The following is a 14,814-nucleotide window of genomic DNA, read 5'->3' as shown; positions in this document are numbered from 1 at the left end:
ACTGTTGTTTCGATTGAGTTTTCCTGTCGATTTTCGTTGACTTCCATCGGTCCTGAAGCTTTATGGGGCCTCGCGCATCGGCGCATCCCTTTGATGTCTGGGCCTTGAACCCTTTCGATTGGAGGCATTTTGGTGTCTTTCTTCTTCGACCCGCGCGACAGCGCGGCATGCCCCGCGAATGACGGCCTGCACATGGCCTGGCGCCGGTTGTCGCGCGCGCCGTTCACAAAATTCCCGAAAAACTGGAGAGTGATAATGACGGCACGACATGGCAGCAGGCTTGCGGCGATCAGTGCCACGGCGCTGCTGACGGCGGCGGTGTTCGTGCTGCCGGCCAAGGCCGAGAGCGATCCCAAGGCGGTCATCAAGACCTATGCCGACATCGCGCTTGCCAAATACGAGGATTCGCTGACCACCGCGCAGGCGCTCGACAAGGCGGTCGATACCTTGTTGGCCAAGCCTTCGGCCGAGACGCTCAATGCCGCCCGCGAGGCCTGGAAGGCATCGCGCGTTCCCTACCAGCAGACCGAGGTCTACCGCTTCGGCAACAAGATCGTCGACGACTGGGAAGGCAAGGTGAATTCCTGGCCGCTGGACGAAGGCCTGATCGATTATGTCGCCAAGAGCTACGGCACAGAATCCGACGCGAATTCGCTCTACACGGCCAATGTGATCGCCAACAAGGAGATCGAGATCAACGGCAAGAAGGTGGACGCCTCGAACCTTTCGCCGGAATTCCTCTCCGGCACGCTGCAGGAGGCCGGCGGCGTGGAGGCCAATGTCGCCACCGGCTACCATGCCATCGAGTTCCTGCTCTGGGGTCAGGACCTGCACGGCACCGGACCGGGCGCCGGCGAGCGCCCCTACACCGACTATGATCTCAAGAACTGCACCGGCGGCAATTGCGACCGCCGCGCGGAATATCTGAAGTCAGCCAGCACGCTTTTGGTGTCCGACCTCCAGGAGATGGTCGGCGACTGGAAGGAAGGCGGCGCTGCGCGCAAGAACCTGGTCGACGGCGAGCCGAACGCCGCTATTTCGGCCATCTTCACCGGCATGGGCTCGCTCTCCTACGGAGAACTCGCCGGCGAGCGCATGAAGCTCGGCCTGCTGCTGCACGATCCGGAAGAGGAGCATGACTGCTTCTCCGACAACACCTACAATTCCCATCTTTATGACGCCGTCGGTATCCGCGCCGCCTATCACGCCAGCTACACCAGGCTGGACGGCACCGTCGTTTCAGGGCCGTCGGTGGCGGACATGGTCAAGGCGGCCGATCCGGCCATCGACAAGGAACTGTCTGACAAGCTCGATGCCACCGTCGCCAAGATGGAGGCAATCAAGGCCCGCGCCGAAGGCGGCGAGGCTTACGACCAGCAGATCGCCGAAGGCAACACCGAGGGCAACGCCACGGTGCAGGCGGCAATCGACGCACTGGTCGACCAGACCAAATCGGTCGAACGCGCCGTCGGCGCGCTGAAGCTCAACGCCATCGCCTTTGAGGGTTCAGACAGCCTCGATGCGCCGGACAAGGTGTTCCAGTAAGCGTCGAAGCCTGGAAGCCCGGGCCGAAGTCACAAAGGGCTTCGGCGCGGGGAAGATAGAGTCAAGCCACACGGCGCGGAAGGCGCCGTCAGCCATCCGAGCAAGTTTATGCTGATCTGCCATTGCAACATCATCACCGAGAAGGAGATTGAGCAGACGATCGTCGGGCTGCTGGACCAGGATCCCTGGCAGCTCATCGTGCCGGCAAAAGTCTATCACGCCATGCACAAGCGCGGTCGCTGTTGCGGCTGCTTCCCAAATGTGGTCGAAGCGATCATTCGGGTCACCGAGAACTACCACGCCCGCTCGCAGGCGAGCGGCGTGGACATCGTTTCACATCTGGATCGCGTCAGAGGCCTGCGCGTCCAATACGGGAGCAGAACCCATGAAAGGCGAACCACAGATCATCGAGCGGCTTAACGAGGCTCTGTTCCTGGAGCTTGGTGCCGTCAATCAGTATTGGGTCCATTTCCGTCTGCTGGAGGACTGGGGATACGCCAAGCTCGCCAAGAAGGAACGCGCCGAATCGATCGAGGAGATGCACCATGCCGACAAGCTCGTGGCCCGGATCATCTTCCTGGAAGGGCACCCCAATCTGCAGTCCGTGGCGCCGCTGCGTATCGGACAGAACGTGAAGGAAGTGCTCGAATCCGACCTTGCCGGCGAGTATGACGCTCGCACCGCCTACAAGCGCTCGCGCGAGGTCTGCAACGAAGCCGGCGACTATGTCAGCATGAAACTGTTCGAGGAACTCTTGGCCGACGAGGAGGGGCACATCGACTTCCTCGAGACGCAGCTCGATCTGCTTGCCTCGATCGGCGAGGAAAAATACGGCCAGCTCAATGCCGCATCGGCGGACGAGGCGGAGTAAGGGCATGCGGGAATGCGGCGCACCCTAGCATTGCTGCGCCGCTGGCGGCGGGCCAAAGGGCTGTCGTCAAACAGAAAACCGGGAAGCGTCGTGCTTTCCGGTTCGGCCGCCATCATCCTTTTGGCCTTCGCCACGGGCGGGTCCGGCTCGCAGCAGCCCGCCAATTTCGCCGCCACGCGCACCGACCTCAGCCCGAAGGATCAGGCGCGCGTCACAGCCGTTACCAGGCCGACCAAGGACTTCTCGAAACCCGAGCAGTTCGAATTGATGCAAGGCGGCGCCGGCACATCCAGGAAGGACGTCAACCGCGATTCCTTCTCGCAATCCTCGGCCAACATCACCTTCGAGGAAGAAGGCACCTTCAAGCTGGGCAACGCCCTGTTCCGCAAGAATTGGGTCTCGTCGCCGTCCTCGACGCAGGCTTCCGACGGGCTCGGACCGCTGTTCAACGAACGCGCCTGCCAGAACTGTCATCTGAAGGACGGCCGCGGCCGTCCGCCGCAAGGCACCGGCAGCACGTCGATGTTCCTGCGGCTGGCGCGCGAGGCGAGCACCGAGGAGGAGAAGGCTGGGCTTGCCGACCACAGGCTGCTTAACATCCCCGATCCGGTCTACGGTTCGCAGCTGCAGGACCTGGCCGTCCCCGGCCTGCGCGGCGAGGGCCGGATGCGCGTCGACTACAGCGAGGAAAAGGTCGGGCTCGGCGACGGCGCCGTGGTTTCGCTGCGCAAGCCCGCTTACGCGGTCGATGATCTGGCCTACGGCCCGCTCGATCCGCGCACCACGCTGTCGCCGCGTCTGACGCCGCCGATGATCGGGCTCGGCCTCATCGAGCAGATCGCGCCTGCTGATATACTCGCCCATGCCGATCCGGACGACCGGGACGGCGACGGCATTTCCGGCAGGCCGAACATCGTGCGCGACGGCATGAGCGGCGCGCTCACCCTTGGTCGTTTCGGCTGGAAGGCGCAGACCGCGTCAATCCGCCAGCAGGCCGCGGATGCCTTTGCCGGCGACATCGGCATCTCGACGCCGGAGGAGCCCAAACACTGGGGCGACTGCACCGCCGCCGAGAAGGATTGCCTTGCCATGCCGGACGGCGTGCAGGAGCGGCTCGGTCCGGCCGAGGCGCCGGCGCCGGTCATGGACCTCGTCACCTTCTATTCGCAGAACCTGGCCGTGCCGGCGCGCCGCGACCTCGGCGCCCCGGATGTGCTCGCCGGAAAGAAACTCTTCTACGAGATCGGCTGCATTTCCTGCCACGCGCCGAAATTCGTAACCCGCCGCGACGCGCCCAACAAGGCGCAGGCCTTCCAGCTTATCTGGCCCTATTCCGACTTCCTGCTGCACGACATGGGCCCCGGCCTTGCCGACGGCCAGGCGGTGGGCGAGGCGACGGGCAACGAATGGCGCACGCCGCCGCTATGGGGCATAGGCCTCACCGAAACGGTCAACGGCAACAATTTCTATCTGCACGATGGCCGCGCCCGCAGCCTGGTCGAGGCGATTCTTTGGCATGGCGGCGAGGGCCAGAAGTCGCGCGACCGCTTCGCCGCCGCCGGCGCCGCCGACCGCGAGGCATTGCTCAAATTCCTGGAGTCACTTTGATGCTGAAGCGTTCCGCGCTGGTTCTCGTTCTTCCTCTGGCCCTGCTGGGCGCCACCCCCGCATGGGCGGCGGTGAAGGCCACTGACATCATCCAGCGGGCAATCGACGGCTTTGTCCGCCCGGCCTATGCCAGTCTGCACGACCGCGCGGCGGGCTTGAACAAGGCAATGCACGCGCTTTGCGAAAAACCCTCAAAGGGCGATCTCGATGCGGCTCGCGCCGAATTCTCGCGTACGGTGGATGCCTGGTCTTCGGCCGAGATCATCGGGTTCGGCCCGATCAAGGAAAACAACCGGCTGGAGCGAATGCTGTTCTGGCCGGATCGCAAAAGCATCGGCCTGAAACAGGTGCAGGCCGCGTTGGCCGCCCAAGACCCGAGCGCCACCGATCCGGCACAGCTTTCCGGCAAGAGCGTCGCCATGCAGGGGCTCGGCGCCTTGGAGTTCGTGCTCTACGGTGACGGCGCCGATGCGCTTGCCGGCAAGAACGATCCCTATCGCTGCGCCTATGGTGCGGCGGTTGCCGGCAACATCGAAACCATGGCCGGCGATGTCGCCGACGCCTGGAACAAGCCGGACGGCTTTGCGGCGCTCTGGGCCAATCCGGGGCCGCAGAATCCGCTCTATCGCGACGGCACGGAAGCGGTGACGGAACTGGTCGGCATCTTCATCAACGAGCTGGACATGGTTCGCGACGTGCGCCTGAAAGGCTTCCTGGGCGGCAAGCCGGAGGCGGACAAGCCGAAACAGGCGATCTACTGGCGTTCGCAAAACACCACCAATTCGCTGGCTGGAAACCTTGCCGGCATCGACGGGCTGTTCGAGGCCTCGAAGCTCGGCGATGCGCTGCCGCCCGATGCGCGCTGGATGGCGGAATCGATCCGTATCCAGCTGGTCAACGGCGTCGCCACCGCGAAGTCGGTCCAGGGGCCGATCGACATGGCGCTCGCCGACCCGGCGCTGCGCGCAAAGCTCGAGCATCTCGCGCTGATCACCTCCAGCCTGTCGACCCTGTTCGGCACAAGGCTGACCGCCGAATTCGGCCTGACCGCCGGTTTTTCCTCGCTGGATGGGGACTGAGCGTGAAAACCTCCCTCATTGACCGTCGCGATTTCCTGAGAGCCGCGGGCATCGGTTTTGCCGCCGCGATGGCGCCGCCGGCCTGGGCAAATACGCTTGCCGCCGATGCCGTCTTCGCCACCGCCTTCGTCAAGCGCGACGGCAGCTATGGCGCCGCAATCCTGTCCGAGGCCGGCAAGCTCCTGCACGCGATCGACTTGCCCGACCGCGGCCACGACGTCACCTTCGATTCCATATCGAAGCGCTCAGTGGTGTTCGCCCGCCAGCCCGGCACCTTCGCCGTGGTCTTCGATCACGCCGGGCGCGATGAACCGCTGACCATCGCCAGCATCACCGGCCGGCATTTCTTCGGCCATGGCGTGTTCTCCCCGGACGGCGCCTTGCTTTATGCCACCGAGAACGATTTCGACAACGCGGCCGGCGTCGTCGGCGTCTACGACGCGCGGGCGAAATTCAAGCGCCTTGGTGAATTCCCGACCTATGGCATGGGGCCGCACGAGCTTCTGCTCCTGGGCGACGGCAGGACGATCGCAGTTGCCAATGGCGGCATCGAGACGCATCCCGATTATGGCCGCGCCGAGCTCAACATAGCCACTATGAAGCCGTCCTATGTGCTCATCGACCGTGTCACCGGCGATCTGGTCGAGAAGCACGAATTGCCGGCGGCGCTGCACCAGCTGTCGATCCGCCACATGGACACCGACCAGACCGGCACCGTCTGGTTCGGCTGCCAGTACAGGGGGTCCGGCACCGACCGTCCGCTGCTGGTCGGCCGCGCCGCGCGCGGCAAGGATTTGCAGCTCCTCGACATGCCGCGGGATGTCCTGTCCGGCTTCCGCAACTATATCGGTTCCGTCGCCGCCAATCCGGCTGCCGGCACCGTCGCCGTCTCTTCGCCGGAAGGCAATTCGCTTGTGGTGATCGAGGCGGCGAGCGGGCGGCTCGTCTCGTCAAGCGCGCTCGTCGAGGTCTGTGGCGTGGCGCCCGACGGGACGGGTTTCATGGCCACCACCGGAGCCGGCGAAATCGTCGAGGGCAATGGCGCGACACGGTCCGAACCGGACTACGTCTGGGACAACCATATGCTGCGCATAGAGCCGGCCGCATAGACACCTTCCCGCTGCGTCGGAGCGAAGCCGCTTAACAAATTATGCGCTATCCCCTTGCGGTGGCGCGCTGTGGCAGGCACAGGGAATTGTTTTTCGAACCGGTCGTTTCATGAAAATGCTCGCCATCGACTGTGCCGCCAACCTCTGCGCCGCCTGCGTCTATGATGCCGGGGCGAGGCAGGAACTCGGCCGCGCGGTGCTCGATTTAGGCAAGGGCCATGCCGAGCATCTGATGGCAGTGATCGCCGAGGCGCTGAAGGCCGGCGCAACCGCCTATGCCGGCCTTGGCGCCATCGCCGTCTCCGTCGGCCCCGGTTCCTTCACCGGCCTGCGCGTCGGGGTTTCCACGGCGCGCGGCCTGGCGCTGGCGCTCAAGGTGCCTGCAATCGGCGTGACGACGCTCGAGGCGCTGGCAGCCGAGGCGGCACGGGCATTTCCCGGGCGCGCCGTGCTGGCCGCGCTCGATGCCGGACGCGAGGAGATCCATGCCGCTCTCTATGATGAGATGTCGGTTTTGACTTACGGTCCGGCCGTGGTCACACTGGCGGATGCCGTGGCCATGGCGAGCGAGCGGTCTTCGGTGCTCGCCGGAACCGCCGCGACGCGGATCGCGGCATCCGCCGGACGCTCCTTCGACATCGGACCCGAGACGGCGACCGCGGACATTCTCACTTACGCCCGCCTGGCGGTCGCCAAGGGCGACGGCGAGAGGCCGAAACCTCTTTATCTGCGCGGCGCCGACGCCAAGCCGCAGGCCGGGTTCATACTTTCCAGGCAAGGGAAATAATGCGCATACCTTTTCTCCAGTCGCGCCGCCGCGATTACGCGCTCGAACCGCTCAGGACCACCGACAGTCCGGCGGTCTCGCTCCTGCACCGCGAGGACTTCGTCCGCCCATGGACCGATGGCGAGTTCGCGGCCTTGCTCGAACAGGACACCGTGTTCGGCTATGCCGCGCGCGAAACCGGGCAGGGCGCCAAGCCGCCGGTCGGCTTCGTGCTGGCCCGGCTGGCGGCCGGCGAGGGCGAGATCCTGACCGTCGCGGTGGCGCGGTCGCATCGCCGCCAGGGGCTGGGCTGGCAGTTGATGGACGCGGTGCTGCGCGAACTGCACGCGCAACGCGCCGAAGCGCTCTTCCTCGAGGTCGACGAGACCAATGTCGCCGCGATCGCCCTCTACAGGCGTCTCGGATTCCGCGAGGTCGGCAAGCGCCCCAACTATTACAGGTCGCCCGAGCATGGACCGACCGGCGCGCTTGTCATGCGCCGCGATCTTCGCTAGCCAGGTTTTCGGGGTGGAGCGATGATCGGAAAAATCAGGGTTTTCCTGGCGATAGGGCTGGTCGTCGCCGGTTCGCTGATCCTGGTGCCTTTGCAGGTCCTGTCGATGAAGACCGGCTGGTGGCCGGAAACCTTCATCCTCAAGATCTGGCACAGGCTGATCGTCAGGGCGCTCGGCATGCGCATCCATGTCAACGGCACGATGTCCGACCGCCGCCCCTTGTTGATTGCCTCAAATCACATCTCCTGGACCGACATCATGGTGCTGGGTTCTTTTGCCGATGTGAAGTTCATCGCCAGGGCCGACATGGAAGGCTGGCCGCTGATCGGCATGCTGTCGAAGCTGCAGCGCACCGTCTTCATCGAGCGTGAGCGCAAGCGCTCGTCCGGCGACCAGGCGAGCGAGATCGCCAACCGCATGGCCAAGGGCGATGCCATGGTGCTGTTTGCCGAGGGCTCGACGGGCGACGGCAACATCGTCCTGCCCTTCAAGAGCACGCTGTTCGGTGCCGCCTCGATGGCGATTTCGGAGGGCGCGGCGGAGCAGGTCTTCATCCAGCCGGTAGCGATCGCCTATACCCGGTTGCATGGCGTGCCGCTCGGCCGCCGGCACCGGCCGATCGCGGCGTGGATCGGCGACGAGGATCTGATGCCGCATCTCAAAGTGCTGATGGCGGAAGGCGCGCTCGATGTCGAGGTGCATTTCGGCGAACCGATTGCCTTCGCCAAGGGGTCGAACCGGAAGGAAACGGCGAAGCTGATGGAAAGCCGCGTGCGCGAAATGATGCAGGCGGCACTGGCCGCGCCGCGCCCGAGCCGCTGAATCCCGAAGGCCCCCAGGCAGAATCGTCTGTTTTTTGTCGCGGAAAGGCGTTAGAAGCCGCCGGATGGACTTGAACACGGTTGAAACCGACGACATCGGCACTGCGGCTGGACAGCAGCCAGTGATTTCCGCGGCAGCGAAAAAGGTCTTCGTCAAGACTTATGGCTGCCAGATGAACGTCTATGACTCGCAGCGCATGACAGATGCGCTGGCCGCCGACGGCTACACGGCGACGCAGACCATCGGCGAAGCCGATCTGGTGCTGCTAAACACCTGCCATATCAGGGAAAAAGCGGCTGAAAAGGTCTATTCCGAGCTCGGCCGCATCCGCGAAATGAAGGCCGAACGCGCCGCCGCCGGCCGCGAATTGCTGATCGGCGTCGCGGGTTGCGTGGCGCAGGCCGAAGGCGCCGAGATCATCCGCCGCTCGCCCGCCGTCGACCTGGTCATTGGCCCGCAGACCTATCACCTGCTGCCGGACGTACTGGCCAGGGTGCGCGGCGGCGAGAAGATCGTCGAAACCGACTACGCCATCGAGGACAAGTTCGAGCACTTGCCGCAGCCGAAGCGCGCCGAGGTGATCAAGCGCGGCGTCACCGCCTTCCTCACCGTCCAGGAGGGCTGCGACAAGTTCTGCACCTTCTGCGTCGTGCCCTACACCAGGGGGTCCGAAGTGTCGCGGCCGGTGGCACAGATCGTCGCCGAAGCCGAGCGCCTGGCGGAAGCCGGGGTGCGCGAGGTGACGCTGCTTGGCCAGAACGTCAATGCCTGGCATGGGCAAGGCGAAAACGGCGAGGAATGGGGCCTTGGCCGCCTTCTGTTCAGGCTGGCCGAAATTCCCGGGCTGGCGCGCCTGCGCTACACCACGAGCCACCCGCGCGACATGGACGACGAGCTGATAGCGGCCCATCGCGACCTGCCGGCACTGATGCCGTATCTGCATCTGCCGGTGCAATCCGGGTCCGACCGCATCCTGAAGGCGATGAACCGCAGGCACACGGCGGTTGATTATCTGGCGCTGCTCGACCGCATCCGCGCCGTGCGGCCCGATATCGCGCTGTCGGGCGATTTCATCGTCGGTTTCCCCGGCGAGACCGAGACGGATTTCGAGGCGACGATGGAGCTGGTGCGCCAGGTGAACTACGCCTCGGCCTTTTCGTTCAAATATTCGCCGCGCCCCGGCACGCCGGGCGCCGAGATGGCCGGCCATGTGCCGGAAGCGGTCAAGGACGAGCGTTTGCAGCGGCTCCAGGCGCTGCTTTTGAAGCAGCAGCAGGATTTCGGCTTGAGTCTCGTCGGCCGCACCATAGATACGCTGATCGAGAAGCCAGGTCGCCAGGCCGGCCAGAAGGTCGGACGCTCACCTTGGCTTCAGCCCGTTATTGTTGATGAAAAGGCCGGCGAAATCGGTGACATTATCCAGGTGCGAATCACGAAGACGGGTTACAATAGCCTGTTCGCCGAATTGGTCTGATGACCTCGGCAGATGAGGAGAGACGGTTGAGCGCAGCGGAGCTGAAGAACCTGCCCCCGGTACCGGCATCTGGGGCTTCTGACATGGCGCACATCGTACTGACTTTCGACAACAACAAGCTTGCCAGCGCCCTCTACGGCCAGTTCGACGAGAACCTCGCCCGGCTTGAGCAGAAACTGGGCGTTGACATCCGCTCGCGCGGCAACCAGCTGACCATCAAGGGGTCGGCTTCCGCCGCCGAGCAGGCCCGCCGGGCGCTCGACAATCTCTACGGCATTCTCCAGAAGGGGGTGGATATCGGCCAGTCCGATGTCGACGGCGCCGTGCGCATGGCGGTCGCCGCCGATGACCAGCTCACGCTGCCGACGCTGGAGCGCAAGGGCAAGGTTTCGGCCGCCCAGATATCGACGCGCAAGAAGACGATCTACGCCCGCTCGCTCACGCAGGATGCCTATATGCGGGCGCTGGAGCGCTCGGAACTGGTGTTCGGCATCGGCCCGGCCGGTACCGGCAAAACCTACCTGGCGGTGGCGCATGCGGCGATGCTGCTCGAACGCGGCATGGTCGAGCGCATCGTGCTGTCGCGGCCTGCCGTCGAGGCCGGCGAGCGGCTGGGCTTCCTGCCGGGCGACATGAAGGAGAAGGTCGATCCCTATCTGCGGCCGCTCTACGACGCGCTCTATGACATGATGCCGGCCGACAAGGTCGAACGCGCCATCGCCGCCGAGGTGATCGAGATCGCACCGCTCGCCTTCATGCGCGGCCGCACGCTCGCGCATGCCGCCGTCATTCTCGACGAGGCGCAGAACACCACGCCGATGCAGATGAAGATGTTCCTGACCCGTCTGGGCGAGAATTCGCGCATGATCGTCACCGGCGACCCAACGCAGATCGATTTGCCGCAGAACACCAAGTCCGGCCTTGTCGAGGCGCTCCGGATTCTCGATGGTGTGACCGGCATGGTGACGGTCCGCTTCAACGAAGGCGACGTCGTCAGGCATCCGCTGGTCGCCGAGATCGTCAAGGCCTACGACCGGGACGGCAAGCTCGCCCGCGGCCTGGGGACCGAAGGCTGATTTGATCGAGCGACCTCATGGCTGAGCCCGAAACGCCGAACGGGCCGGCTCCGCCGCTGCCCGTCGACATCGATCTGACGGTCGAGGCCGGGCATTGGCCGGACGAAGCCGAGCTTGTCCGGCTGGTCGGCGCCGCCGCCGCCGCTGCATTCGCCGAGACGGGTGCGGCTGGCCGTTCCGAACTCAGCGTCGTTTTTTCCGACGATGCCCATGTCCAGGCGCTCAATGCCGGCTGGCGCGGCAAGGACAAGCCGACCAACGTTTTGTCTTTTCCGGCTTTTCCTTTCCCCAAGGGCGGTCCGCTGCCGCCGATGCTCGGCGATATCGTACTGGCCGCGGAGACGGTGGCGCGCGAGGCGGCACTGGAAGACAAGCCGCTGGAGAACCATATTTCCCATCTCGTCATCCACGGCCTGCTGCATCTCATGGGCCATGATCACGAGACCGATGCCGAGGCCGAGGAGATGGAGGCCGTCGAGCGCGCCGCGCTCGCCAGACTTGCCATTCCCGATCCCTACGCGTAACTACTTCTAACCAATTGACGGACGAAGATGAACGACAAACCTGAAACTGCCGTCCGCCCCGACGCCGGCAGTGCGACCAAGGCTTCCGACACGTCGGAAGAGGGATCAAGTCCGAGTACCATTACCCCTGGCGTTGCCAACACCGGCAGCGCTGCCAGTGAGCCGTCGCCTGCCGGGCCTTCCCTGTTCAACCGCGTTCTGGGCCTGTTCAGGCAACGCAACGGAACCAGCCTGCGCGAGGAGATCGCCGGCGCGCTCGCCGAGACGACGAGCGATGTCGAATCCTTTTCGCCGGGCGAACGCGCCATGCTCAACAACATCCTGCGGCTGCGCGAGGTGCGCGTCGAGGACGTCATGGTGCCGCGCGCCGACATCGAGGCGGTCGAGATCACGACCACGCTTGGCGATCTGCTTGGCATGTTCGAGCAGTCCGGCCATTCCCGCATGCCGGTCTATGCCGAGACGCTCGACGACCCGCGCGGCATGGTCCATATCCGCGACGTGCTGGCCCATATCACCAAGATTGCGCGCGTCAGGAAAGGCCGGGCGACCAGGAAGACACCCGCCGCCACGGTTCTCGACCTCACCCAGGTCGACCTCTCGCGCACCATAGGCGAACTGAACCTGATCCGGCCGGTGCTGTTCGTGCCCCCGTCCATGCTGGCCTCCGATCTGATGGGCCGCATGCAGACGACCCGCACGCAGATGGCGCTGGTCATCGACGAGTATGGCGGCACCGACGGGCTCGTCTCGCTCGAGGATATCGTCGAGATGGTGGTCGGCGACATCGAGGACGAGCACGACGACGACGAGCCGATGATCACCCAGACCGGTGAAGGCGTGTTCGTCGTCGACGGCAAGGCCGAGATCGACGAGGTTGCCAAGATGATCGGCGGGGATTTCGCCGCCGGCGAACATGGCGAGTATGTCGACACCATCGGCGGCATGATCTTCAACACGCTTGGCCGGGTGCCGGCGCGCGGCGAGGTGGTGCAGGCCATCCCTGGCTTCGAGTTCCATGTGCTCGACGCCGATCCGCGCCGCGTCAAGCGCGTGCGCATCGTGCAGAACCAGAAGGGCGAACGTCGCCGCCGCGCCGCGGCGCGCACCGAGCAGGCTTAAGCGCCTGCGGATGACCGAAGACCCCTTCAAGCACGCCGCCTTGGGATCCGGCGTGTTCTACAGGGATCCGCGGGCCGCGCTGGATTGGCTGGAGGCAGCTTTCGGCTTCGAGCGCAGCATGGTGGTCAGCGATGCCGACGGCAAGCTCGTCCATTCCGAGATGCGGTTCGGCGACTGCTACATCATTGTCGATTCCGAATGGAGCGACTACGTCGCCAGCCCGGCCTCGGTCTCGGGCAAGAACACGCAGTCGGTCTATGTCAGGCTGAAAGACGGCATTGATGCACATTGCGAGCAGGCGCGGACGGCGGGTGCCGGTATAATCCAGGAGCCGGCGGACCAGTTCTACGGCGAGCGCCAGTATCGGGCGCGCGATCCCGAGGGCCATGTCTGGACCTTCACCCAGACCATCCGCTCCGTTCCGCTGGAAGAGGCCGAACGGCTCGGCGACGTGCGCATAGAAGGGTGGCACCGCTGATCCATGTCGCCCTAAGTAACTTCGGTTTTGGGAGGAGGACATGCACAAAAACAAAGATCTAAGGCGCGTCGTCTGATCAGTTCAAACGCGATGCGCTCCAGCAGTGGTGAGTGGGTTTCACGGCAGACCACCCGAAGTTTGGAGCGCAGGCCGCGGCCTGATAAATCTGCTGCCGTGATTCGCACGACTCGGAACAATGCATGAACCGCCTGGCCGGCCGGATAATTCTGTTTTGGGGTTGGCGGCGTGCGCTCGTGGCGTTCCTCGCGGGCGCCCTGGCGGTGCTCGGCCAGGCGCCGTACGATTTCTTTGCCGCTTGTTTCATTTCGTTTCCGCTGCTGGTCTGGCTGCTCGACGGGGCGACCGGTGAGGCCTCGGGCAGCCTGTTTGCGCGGCTGCGGCCGGCCTTTGCCGTCGGCTGGTGGTTCGGCTTCGGCTATTTCCTCGCCGGCCTGTGGTGGATCGGCTCGGCCCTGCTTGTAGAGGCCGACAGTTTCGCCTGGGCGCTGCCCTTCGCGGTGGTCGGCATCCCCTTTGCATTGGCCTTCTTCTACGGCTTTGCGGCCATGGTCGCCCGGCTCCTGTGGAGCAACGACATCGGCCGCATCGCGGCCCTGGCCGCCGCCTTCGGGCTGGCCGAGTGGCTGCGCGGCTTCCTGTTCACCGGCTTTCCCTGGAATGCGATCGGCTACGCGGCGATGCCGGTGCCCCTGCTGATGCAGAGCGTCTCGGTCACCGGGATGGTCGGCATGAACGTGCTCGCCGTGTTCGTCTTCTCGCTGCCGGCGCTGCTGGCGGCGCGCACGCATCTTCGTCTTGGCGTCGCGCTGCTTGTCGTGCTCGTCGCCGCTCATGCCGGCTTCGGCTATCTCAGGCTCAACGCTCCGGCCGCGCCTGAGGCCCGCACGATCGATGTGCGCATCGTCCAGCCGGCCGTCGACCTTTCGGAAAAGTGGGACGCCTCGGTGCGCGACCGTATCTTCGCCACCTTGATAGGCCTGTCGGCCAAGGCGCCGGACCCCGGCCATGAAAAGCCGCAACTGATCCTGTGGCCCGAAACCTCGGTCCCGTTCCTCCTCACCGAGCGGCCGGACGCTTTGACCGCACTGGGCGACATGCTGGACGCCGGCCAGATGCTGATCGCCGGCGTCGTGCGCGAGGAAGGCGGTGCGGCGGCCGGTGCCGGCAGCCGCTACTACAACTCCGTGGTGGCGATCAACGACAAGGGCGAAATCGCTGACGCCGTCGACAAGGTCCATCTGGTGCCGTTCGGCGAATACCTGCCTTTCGCCGACCTGCTCGATCGTTTCGGCATCGAACAACTGGTCGCTGGCCCGGTGACCTTCACGGCAGGCAATGAGCGGCATGCGATCACGCTGCCGGATGGCGTCCGCGCCTTGCCCTTCATCTGTTACGAAGTGATCTTTCCCGAACTGGTGGCGGTTGACGCAACGTCAGCGCAGCTTATTGTCAACGTTACCAACGATGCGTGGTTCGGCGATACGCCGGGTCCCTATCAGCATTTCAGGCAGGCTCAGATTCGCGCGGTGGAGAACGGGTTGCCCTTGTTGCGTGCGGCCAACAACGGCATCTCGGCGGTTGTCGACCCACGGGGGCGCATCGTCGATGCGCTGGCGATCGACGCGCGCGGGGCCATCGACGTCCGTGTGCCAATCTCGCGGCAAGCTGTCGTGTCCGCCGGCCAGCTGCGCATTAACGGAATGCTGATCATGTTGCTGTTTGCCCTGGCTGCCGTCCTGTTCAATGTAAGGCAAAGGCTACGGGTGAATTGACAGTCGACACATTAGAAACTCATACTGTAACG

General features: G+C 64.7%; 15 protein-coding genes. All 15 read left to right on the top strand.

Annotated features, from left to right (window positions below; genetic code table 11):
- Nucleotides 1-255 precede the first annotated feature (255 nt).
- The 15 genes from FJ942_RS08940 (at nt 256) to lnt (ending at nt 14,782) form a co-directional block, all read left to right on the top strand.
- Entirely contained in the window at nt 256-1,545 is a 1,290-nt protein-coding gene (locus tag FJ942_RS08940) for an imelysin family protein (RefSeq protein ID WP_140556727.1), read from the top strand.
- Nucleotides 1,546-1,653: 108 nt separating this feature from the next.
- Nucleotides 1,654-1,965, top strand: a complete 312-nt coding sequence (locus tag FJ942_RS08935; RefSeq protein WP_140496828.1) for a (2Fe-2S)-binding protein — start codon at nt 1,654-1,656, stop codon at nt 1,963-1,965.
- A complete protein-coding gene (gene bfr, locus FJ942_RS08930) occupies nt 1,931-2,416 on the top strand; it encodes a bacterioferritin (RefSeq protein WP_140496826.1) in 486 nt (161 codons plus the stop codon). Before FJ942_RS08935 ends, bfr begins: the two co-directional genes overlap by 35 nt.
- Nucleotides 2,417-2,428: 12 nt before the next feature.
- Nucleotides 2,429-4,024 (top strand): di-heme oxidoredictase family protein, encoded by a 1,596-nt coding sequence (locus FJ942_RS08925; protein ID WP_140556725.1) that lies wholly within the window; start codon nt 2,429-2,431, stop codon nt 4,022-4,024.
- The gene (locus tag FJ942_RS08920; RefSeq protein ID WP_140556723.1) at nt 4,024-5,103 is read left to right on the top strand and encodes an imelysin family protein; all 1,080 of its coding nucleotides are present in this window, start codon (nt 4,024-4,026) and stop codon (nt 5,101-5,103) included. Before FJ942_RS08925 ends, FJ942_RS08920 begins: the two co-directional genes overlap by 1 nt.
- A gap of 2 nt (nt 5,104-5,105) precedes the next feature.
- Nucleotides 5,106-6,212: a DUF1513 domain-containing protein gene (locus FJ942_RS08915; protein ID WP_140897498.1), complete on the top strand. Its 1,107-nt coding sequence runs from the start codon at nt 5,106-5,108 to the stop codon at nt 6,210-6,212.
- 109 nt (nt 6,213-6,321) lie between these two features.
- Nucleotides 6,322-6,999: a tRNA (adenosine(37)-N6)-threonylcarbamoyltransferase complex dimerization subunit type 1 TsaB gene (tsaB, locus tag FJ942_RS08910; protein WP_140897496.1), complete on the top strand. Its 678-nt coding sequence runs from the start codon at nt 6,322-6,324 to the stop codon at nt 6,997-6,999.
- On the top strand, nt 6,999-7,493 hold the full coding sequence (gene rimI / locus FJ942_RS08905; RefSeq protein ID WP_140629792.1) for a ribosomal protein S18-alanine N-acetyltransferase: 495 nt from the start codon (nt 6,999-7,001) through the stop codon (nt 7,491-7,493). The genes tsaB and rimI overlap by 1 nt, the downstream gene beginning before the upstream one ends.
- Nucleotides 7,494-7,514: 21 nt before the next feature.
- Entirely contained in the window at nt 7,515-8,315 is an 801-nt protein-coding gene (locus FJ942_RS08900; protein WP_140880044.1) for a lysophospholipid acyltransferase family protein, read from the top strand.
- 64 nt (nt 8,316-8,379) lie between these two features.
- Nucleotides 8,380-9,789 (top strand): tRNA (N6-isopentenyl adenosine(37)-C2)-methylthiotransferase MiaB, encoded by a 1,410-nt coding sequence (miaB, locus tag FJ942_RS08895; protein ID WP_140897494.1) that lies wholly within the window; start codon nt 8,380-8,382, stop codon nt 9,787-9,789.
- 83 nt (nt 9,790-9,872) lie between these two features.
- Entirely contained in the window at nt 9,873-10,865 is a 993-nt protein-coding gene (locus FJ942_RS08890; protein WP_224518987.1) for a PhoH family protein, read from the top strand.
- A gap of 17 nt (nt 10,866-10,882) precedes the next feature.
- Nucleotides 10,883-11,389: an rRNA maturation RNase YbeY gene (gene ybeY, locus FJ942_RS08885; protein ID WP_140897493.1), complete on the top strand. Its 507-nt coding sequence runs from the start codon at nt 10,883-10,885 to the stop codon at nt 11,387-11,389.
- Nucleotides 11,390-11,416: 27 nt separating this feature from the next.
- Nucleotides 11,417-12,511: a hemolysin family protein gene (locus tag FJ942_RS08880; RefSeq protein WP_140496806.1), complete on the top strand. Its 1,095-nt coding sequence runs from the start codon at nt 11,417-11,419 to the stop codon at nt 12,509-12,511.
- A 10-nt stretch (nt 12,512-12,521) separates the two neighbouring features.
- The gene (locus tag FJ942_RS08875) at nt 12,522-12,989 is read left to right on the top strand and encodes a VOC family protein (RefSeq protein WP_140496804.1); all 468 of its coding nucleotides are present in this window, start codon (nt 12,522-12,524) and stop codon (nt 12,987-12,989) included.
- A gap of 200 nt (nt 12,990-13,189) precedes the next feature.
- Complete coding sequence (lnt, locus tag FJ942_RS08870) at nt 13,190-14,782, top strand: apolipoprotein N-acyltransferase (protein ID WP_140496802.1); 1,593 nt, start codon at nt 13,190-13,192, stop codon at nt 14,780-14,782.
- The last annotated feature ends 32 nt before the right edge of the window (nt 14,783-14,814 follow it).

Source organism: Mesorhizobium sp. B2-4-2, assembly GCF_006442845.1.
GTDB lineage: Bacteria > Pseudomonadota > Alphaproteobacteria > Rhizobiales > Rhizobiaceae > Mesorhizobium.
The sequence above is the reverse complement of the archived record's forward strand: the minus strand, read 5'-3'. Positions and strand labels throughout refer to the sequence as shown.

What these genes read in the sequence shown, in the direction of transcription:
- FJ942_RS08940 (WP_140556727.1), top strand. Translation starts at nt 256, where the DNA reads ATGACGGCACGACATGGCAGCAGGCTTGCGGCGATCAGTGCCACGGCG.
- FJ942_RS08935 (WP_140496828.1), top strand. Translation starts at nt 1,654, where the DNA reads ATGCTGATCTGCCATTGCAACATCATCACCGAGAAGGAGATTGAGCAG.
- bfr (WP_140496826.1), top strand. Translation starts at nt 1,931, where the DNA reads ATGAAAGGCGAACCACAGATCATCGAGCGGCTTAACGAGGCTCTGTTC.
- FJ942_RS08925 (WP_140556725.1), top strand. Translation starts at nt 2,429, where the DNA reads ATGCGGCGCACCCTAGCATTGCTGCGCCGCTGGCGGCGGGCCAAAGGG.
- FJ942_RS08920 (WP_140556723.1), top strand. Translation starts at nt 4,024, where the DNA reads ATGCTGAAGCGTTCCGCGCTGGTTCTCGTTCTTCCTCTGGCCCTGCTG.
- tsaB (WP_140897496.1), top strand. Translation starts at nt 6,322, where the DNA reads ATGAAAATGCTCGCCATCGACTGTGCCGCCAACCTCTGCGCCGCCTGC.
- rimI (WP_140629792.1), top strand. Translation starts at nt 6,999, where the DNA reads ATGCGCATACCTTTTCTCCAGTCGCGCCGCCGCGATTACGCGCTCGAA.
- FJ942_RS08900 (WP_140880044.1), top strand. Translation starts at nt 7,515, where the DNA reads ATGATCGGAAAAATCAGGGTTTTCCTGGCGATAGGGCTGGTCGTCGCC.
- miaB (WP_140897494.1), top strand. Translation starts at nt 8,380, where the DNA reads ATGGACTTGAACACGGTTGAAACCGACGACATCGGCACTGCGGCTGGA.
- FJ942_RS08890 (WP_224518987.1), top strand. Translation starts at nt 9,873, where the DNA reads ATGGCGCACATCGTACTGACTTTCGACAACAACAAGCTTGCCAGCGCC.
- ybeY (WP_140897493.1), top strand. Translation starts at nt 10,883, where the DNA reads ATGGCTGAGCCCGAAACGCCGAACGGGCCGGCTCCGCCGCTGCCCGTC.
- FJ942_RS08880 (WP_140496806.1), top strand. Translation starts at nt 11,417, where the DNA reads ATGAACGACAAACCTGAAACTGCCGTCCGCCCCGACGCCGGCAGTGCG.
- FJ942_RS08875 (WP_140496804.1), top strand. Translation starts at nt 12,522, where the DNA reads ATGACCGAAGACCCCTTCAAGCACGCCGCCTTGGGATCCGGCGTGTTC.
- lnt (WP_140496802.1), top strand. Translation starts at nt 13,190, where the DNA reads ATGAACCGCCTGGCCGGCCGGATAATTCTGTTTTGGGGTTGGCGGCGT.